The sequence below is a fragment of the Anaerotignum sp. genome (assembly GCF_031981185.1).
Taxonomy (GTDB): domain Bacteria; phylum Bacillota; class Clostridia; order Lachnospirales; family Anaerotignaceae; genus Chakrabartyella.
On record NZ_DALYUL010000005.1, the window covers coordinates 127,107 to 133,321 of the forward strand.

Genomic DNA, 6,215 nt, shown 5'->3' on the forward strand with positions numbered 1-6,215 from the left:
TTTATATCTATTTTCTATGTTTTGCCTCATGGCTTAATAAGAAAACTTTATTTTCCAAGCCACCGCCATAGCCCATTAATTTACCATCACTGCCAATGACTCTATGACAGGGAATGATAATTGCTAGGGGATTTTTATTATTGGCCATGCCAACTGCCCGATAAGCTTTTCCCGTACCAACCTGCCGTGCAATGTCACCATAGGAGGCCGTAGCACCATAGGGAATGCTTTGCAATGCCTTCCAAACTTTTTTTTGAAATTCGGTGCCCATGGGGCGCAAGGGTACGTCAAACGAGACCCTTTCTCCACTGAAATATTCCTTTAGCTGCTTCTCCACTTTTTCCAACAAAGGTGTATTTTCTATGATATATGGCGTATTGATTCCCTTATGAAAAGACACACGGGTAAGGAAACCATCCTCTTCACCCAAAACCAATATCCCGATAGGGCTATGATAAAAATGTATTTTCTCCAATACAAATCCTCCGTTCTCTAAAGTCATAAAGTTTAGATCTCAGGGTCCTCCCCCGAACCCCGCAAGCCTTAGTAAAAGCTTGATCCAAACTTTTAAACAATTCATTTTCAATCTTCTATTTCAAATCAACCAATCTAGGTGATACTTTTGTTCCAATTGAAGTTTTTGCTCTTGCTTTTTTCAAATGCCAGTGGGTTTAGGCAAAACCCAAGGTCCCATCCCATGGTCTTGAGGTTTATGCTTCCATTCTGTTTGCTTTTAACAAAGCAATTTCCCCTCTATATCCTTCTATCTCATTGGGAGTTTCCAAATAAAAAGGTAGGTGCATCAACTTGGGATGATTAATAATTCTTGTTATCCCTTCTAGACCCAAAGACCCCTCACCGATTTTTTCATGGCGATCCTTATGACTGCCCATAGGGTTTTTGCTATCATTCAAATGAATGGCCTTCAACCGTTCCAAGCCGATGGTACGGTCAAATTCTGCTAGAACACCGTCTAAATCCCCTATAATGTCATAGCCTCCGTCATAAACATGGCAAGTATCCATACAAACACCTATCCGCTCATGCCCGTCAACTTGCTGCATAATTTCATTGATTTCCTCAAAACTGCGGCCTACCTCACTGCCCTTGCCCGCCATTGTTTCTAACAGAATAGGGGTTTTGCCTCCATTTTGTAAAACCTCTTTCAGCATCTTGGATATTACTTGAATTCCCACTTCTGACCCCTGTTTCACATGACTACCTGGATGAAAGTTATACATCACGTTAGGCAAAAGCTCCAACCGTTCCAAATCCTCCTCCATCATGCGTCTGGCAAAAGCTCTCAGCCCTTCATCGGCAGAACAGGCATTCATGGTATAGGGAGCATGAGCTAACAGCGTACCAATCCCCTTTTCCTGAGCAAAAGCAATATACGCCTCTAAATCTTCTTTATCCAAAGCCTTCACATTGCCGCCTCTTGGATTTCTAGTGAAAAATTGAAATACATTGGCACCAATTTTTTCCGCATCCTTACCCATTGCAAGATAACCCTTTGCCGCAAATAAATGACAACCTATCCAAAACATGGACATACCTCCTCTTACGAAGAAAAGATGACCCTTTTCCTCCACTTTTTCCAAATCACTTTACTTTGGTGCTTTTAAAAACTCCCCTATTTTATTTCTCTTGGAAATATTCCCCCTATATTCATAGGAGTTTTTCCATCTTTGCCCTTATCATACTGGAAAGATTGTTTTTTCGCAAGCCCAATTACAGTTACCAATACGAATGTTTTAAATTCACATTTAGATTTTCGTAAAAAATAATGATTCTTCTTTAATATGTTGTTGCATTTACAATTAATTGTGTTAAAATATAACAAAAGATATTTTCGATGTTTAAAAAAATACGCTGAAAATATAAGGAGGTATTTTATGGCTTTTACATGGACAAAAGATTTGGAAACAGGAAACACGCAAATTGATACCGAACACAAACAACTGATTCAGGCGATTAATAATCTTTTAGATGCTTGCTCCTCTGGTAAAGGTCGAGCTGAGGTTACAAATACTGTGGATTTCTTGGCTCAGTACACCAGAACTCATTTTTCCCATGAACAGGTATTGCAGCAAAAATATAAATATCCCGATTATGAAAACCATAAAAAACTCCACGAGAATTTCATCAAAGTGGTAGATGGTATTGCTGTTCGCTTGAAAAAGGAAGGTGCCACCATCCAATTGGTAGGCGAAGTAAATATGCAGGTAGGAAGCTGGCTCATTAACCATATTAAACGTGAAGATGTTAAAGTTGCAAAGCACATCCTCTCCCAGCAGTAATTTACATATTTAAAAATTAAAAACCCGATTGCATGAAATACTGACTGCAAACGGGTTTTTCTGTTCTGGTAACCTTTTTAAGGAAACCCCTTTCAATTTTAAACAAAAAAAGCCGATAGATTATCCATCGGCTTTTTTGAATTCAGCTGCTTCGACAACTCATGAATGATGTCAATTACGCTCTTTTTTCTTTTGCTTCATAAATCCTTTTAATGATAAAGATAGTAAAAATCATACTCACAATGGCAATAGGTAAATTAATCATCCAATTCTGAATCAAAGCAGCTAAAATATAATTTACTGCGGAGACAATCGCTACCGTGAAGGCATAGGGTAACTGGGTTGAAACATGATTGATGTGGTCACACTGGGCACCTGTGGAAGCCATAATGGTGGTATCAGAAATCGGTGAGCAATGATCGCCACATACAGCACCAGCCAAGGTAGCCGCTACGGTGATTACCAATAATTCGCTTGTAGGGTCTAAAATAGGTACTACAATAGGCAAAAGAATACCAAATGTTCCCCATGAGGTACCTGTTGCAAATGCCAAAAAAATAGCAATCATGAATACAATCACAGGCAATAAAACTTGTAACATGCCTACATTGTTTGCTAAAACTCCTGCAACAAATTCCTTAGCCCCCAACAAACCTGTAATACCGCTTAATGTCCATGCGAATGTTAAAATTAAAATCGCAGGAACCATAGCCTTAAATCCATCAGGAAGACAAGACATAAATTCGTTAAAAGTAAGTACACGACGAGGAATATAAATTAAAAATGTAATAAGTAACGCTCCAGCGGAGCCCAAAAGCAAGCCAACGGATGCATCACATCCGGCAAATGCATTCACAAAAGTTTCTCCCTCGAAAAATCCGCCGGTATAAATCATGCCTACAACACAAGACATAATTAAAACAACAACAGGCAATACCAAATCAATCACTTTGCCTCTGCCTGTTACTTGTCCCTCAGAACAATCTGCATAGGGTCTTTCTGGTGTGGTATAGATATCGTCATTTAATTGTGCATTTCTCTCATGCACACGCATAGGCCCAAAGTCAAAGTTTAAAACAGTCAATGTTATCATTGTAACAATGGTAAGCAATGCATAGAAATTGTATGGAATGGCACGCATAAATAAATCAAGGCCATTTACACCAACCACAACACCTGCAACTGCCGCCGCCCAAGAAGAAATGGGTGCGATGATACAAACAGGTGCTGCCGTTGCATCAATAATATAGGCCAGCTTCGCACGGGAAATCTTGTGTGTATCTGTTACAGGACGCATAACACTGCCCACGGTTAAGCAGTTAAAATAATCATCAACGAAGATTAAAACACCCAGCATAAAGGTGGATAATAAAGCACCCTTTCTGGTTTTAATTTTTTTACGTGCCCATTCACCATAGGCTGCAGAGCCTCCTGCCTTGTTCATCAGGGACACCATAATACCAAGGATAACTAAGAAAATGATAATACCTACATTCCAGCTATCTGAAAGCTTTGAAAGCAATCCCCCATCTGTATCATTTGTAAGAATTGTCAAATACGCCTGTTTCAAATTGAAGTTACTGTAGAACAGCCCCCCCACAACAATACCTACAAACAAAGAGGAATAAACCTCCTTTGTAATCAATGCCAAAATAATAGCAACCAATGGTGGCACCAAAGACCAAAATGTCGCATACATATGGCTCACTTCTCCTGCCTCCGCCTCCCCGGCAAAAACAGTGAACGTCATCGCCATGATCAAAAGCATGAATACAATGAGCTTGTTGAGCCTAGGCTTTTTCTTTGTGTTGTACATAACCCTTCCCCTTTCCGGAATCATAAAAATGTATTATACCCTTCGCTATGGAAACTTACTTAAGACTTGAACTTTTCGGGCAATCCCCTCTTACCATCTCCGTCCGCTTTGTCTGCCCTTCAGCACCCCCTAGTTGCATGTCCATCTCATAATAAATGCTACTTACAAGGAAAACCTGCATTCCAGAACAAATAAACAAAGCCATGCGGCGCATGGCTTCAGAAGGATCCTATATTGGGATATTCCGAGTTTCCGATAGCGCTCCACATAAGTGACAGTACATTACATGTTTTGCAATGCACCAGCCAAGCCCCCTAAGGCAGGAAACCTCGACTTCGGCAATGATCCCTTTCTCCCTTCCGTTGCCTTAACGTTTTTGAAGGGATACTCATGAGCACTGCGCCTCTATCTTATATAATTGTTTCGTCGGCAAAAACCGACTTTCTTTCATAAATACCATACCCCCCAGCTAAAGTCAAGCCTTTTCCATGAAAAACACCTCATCTGGAAGTTTTTTCGTATATAAAATGTCTTTTTCTCATGGACTATTCCCTTAAAACCGAAATAATGGTATAGTATGGTATAGAAATAGGATAAAAAGCAAAACTGTATTCTATAGAGAACAAAGGAGGTAATTTCTTATGGCAACACCACATATTTCAGCAGAAAAAGGGGAGTTTGCAAAAACTGTTTTGATGCCCGGTGATCCCTTACGTGCAAAATTTATCGCCGAAACATTTTTGCAGGACGCCGTTTTAGTTAATAACGTTAGAGGTATTCAAGGCTACACAGGCACATATAAGGGAACGAAAGTCTCCGTTATGGCCAGCGGCATGGGCATGCCTTCCATGGGGATTTACAGCTATGAGCTGTTTTCCTTCTATGATGTGGAAAATATCATCCGAATCGGCTCCGCAGGGGCTTTCAATGATAAGCTTCAATTGAGAGATATTGTAGCCGGCATGGGCGCAAGCACCACCTCTAATTTTGGTGCACAGTATGAAATTACAGGAACCCTCTGTAATCTGGCAGATTATGAACTGTTAACAGCAGCTGTGGATTCCGCCAAAGAATTGGGCCAAGACCTAAAAGTTGGCAATATTTTATCCTCCGATACCTTCTATGATGACCGTCCAAACAACATGGATAATTGGACAAAAATGGGGATTCTTTGTGTAGAAATGGAGGCTGCAGCATTATATATGAACGCGGCTAGATTGGGCAAAAGAGCTTTAGCCCTTTTAACGATTTCAGATAAGCCCCTTACTGGAGAGGAAACCACCGCAGAGGAAAGACAGAACACCTTCACTCAGATGATGGAAATCGCACTAGAAACAGCTATTAAAATGGATAAAAAATAGTCGTAATATACTTGGGGGTATCGAAGCTTTCGGTACCCCCGCTTATGTCAGTATACGCTTCTACCCCACACAATACAGGAGGATTTTATATGGAATTACCCATTGTCACCCTTAAAAAGGGTGAAGGCCGCATGCTAAAGGCAGGCGGGCTTTGGATTTATGATAACGAAATTGCCCAAACCGATGAGGGTATTATCAACGGTCAATTGGTGTCCGTCTTGGATTTTGACGGTTACCCTTTGGGCACAGGTTTTTACAACAATCACTCTAAGATAATAATTCGCATGATGACACGAGATAAAAACACCGTAATAGATAAGGACTTTCTTCGTCAACGTGTGGAAGCCGCTTGGGCTTATCGCAAAAAAACCGTAGACACCTCCTCCTGCCGCCTTATTTTCGGCGAGGCGGATTTTTTGCCCGGTCTTATTGTTGATAAATTCTCTGATGTGCTGGTGGTACAATCTTTAGCCTTAGGCATTGACAAAATGAAGGCTGAAATTCTTGCCTTTTTAGTGGAAACCCTAGAAAAGGATGGGATTTCCATTCGTGGTATTTATGAAAGAAGCGATGCAAAGGTTCGTCAGCAAGAAGGCATGGAACGGGTAAAAGGGTTCCTAGGCCACCCCTTTGATACAAAAGTTGAAATCATTGAAAACGGTGTAAAATACATGGTTGATGTAGAAGATGGCCAAAAAACAGGCTTTTTTCTCGACCAAAAATATAACCGCGCAGCCA

General features: G+C 40.6%; 6 protein-coding genes and 1 riboswitch. Of the genes, 3 read left to right on the plus strand and 3 right to left on the minus strand.

Annotation, left to right across the window (positions count from 1 at the left end):
- Positions 1-7 precede the first annotated feature (7 nt).
- The gene (locus RTK36_RS04320; RefSeq protein WP_312044706.1) at positions 8-475 is read right to left on the minus strand and encodes a methylated-DNA--[protein]-cysteine S-methyltransferase; all 468 of its coding nucleotides are present in this window, start codon (positions 473-475) and stop codon (positions 8-10) included.
- A 235-nt stretch (positions 476-710) separates the two neighbouring features.
- The gene (locus tag RTK36_RS04325) at positions 711-1,547 is read right to left on the minus strand and encodes a deoxyribonuclease IV (RefSeq protein WP_312044708.1); all 837 of its coding nucleotides are present in this window, start codon (positions 1,545-1,547) and stop codon (positions 711-713) included.
- Positions 1,548-1,895: 348 nt separating this feature from the next.
- Here RTK36_RS04325 and RTK36_RS04330 point away from each other — a divergent pair, with 348 nt between their 5' ends.
- A complete protein-coding gene (locus tag RTK36_RS04330) occupies positions 1,896-2,300 on the plus strand; it encodes a bacteriohemerythrin (RefSeq protein WP_312044710.1) in 405 nt (134 codons plus the stop codon).
- Positions 2,301-2,475: 175 nt separating this feature from the next.
- On the opposite strand, the gene RTK36_RS04335 is transcribed toward RTK36_RS04330, so the two are convergent.
- A complete protein-coding gene (locus RTK36_RS04335; RefSeq protein WP_312044712.1) occupies positions 2,476-4,116 on the minus strand; it encodes a Na+/H+ antiporter NhaC family protein in 1,641 nt (546 codons plus the stop codon).
- A 248-nt stretch (positions 4,117-4,364) separates the two neighbouring features.
- A riboswitch (Lysine riboswitch) is annotated at positions 4,365-4,532 on the minus strand.
- A gap of 225 nt (positions 4,533-4,757) precedes the next feature.
- Between RTK36_RS04335 and deoD the strand changes: the two genes are divergently transcribed.
- Both deoD and RTK36_RS04345 read left to right on the plus strand, forming a co-directional pair.
- A complete protein-coding gene (gene deoD, locus RTK36_RS04340; RefSeq protein ID WP_312044714.1) occupies positions 4,758-5,477 on the plus strand; it encodes a purine-nucleoside phosphorylase in 720 nt (239 codons plus the stop codon).
- A gap of 89 nt (positions 5,478-5,566) precedes the next feature.
- A partial coding sequence (locus RTK36_RS04345; protein WP_442871333.1) for a class I SAM-dependent rRNA methyltransferase occupies positions 5,567-6,215 on the plus strand: 649 nt, incomplete at its 3' end.